This is a genomic window from Acinetobacter sp. UBA3132 (genome assembly GCF_002364825.1).
GTDB lineage: Bacteria > Pseudomonadota > Gammaproteobacteria > Pseudomonadales > Moraxellaceae > Acinetobacter > Acinetobacter schindleri.
The window spans coordinates 1-229 of the sequence record NZ_DEZM01000235.1 but is presented as its reverse complement, the minus strand read 5'-3'; the positions used below and the strand labels follow the sequence as shown (position 1 = coordinate 229).

1 protein-coding gene is annotated in these 229 nt (G+C 26.2%); it reads right to left on the bottom strand.

Features of this window, described 5'->3' with window-relative positions; all coding sequences use genetic code 11:
- Nucleotides 1-119 (bottom strand): hypothetical protein (locus B4033_RS13655; RefSeq protein WP_414631407.1); only part of this gene is annotated, 119 nt, incomplete at its 3' end.
- Between the last annotated feature and the right edge of the window lie 110 nt (nt 120-229).

Here is a 229-nt window from a genome sequence, read left to right as displayed (position 1 = left end):
AAAAAATGTTCAATTTCGATTTCGTAATTTTGCTGATGAATACAAGTATTAGCAGATTTCTCAAGACATAAACGTGCATGATCAGATAATTTATTAATTAAAATTTTTAAATTATTCATGTATTTCTCATTATTTATTCTTACAAGGCACAATCTTTTTAAGGTTAGAAAGATAGGATTGTGCTGTTCTTGTTATTTATTTGAATGACTGCAATTGAACCAGTTCTTCT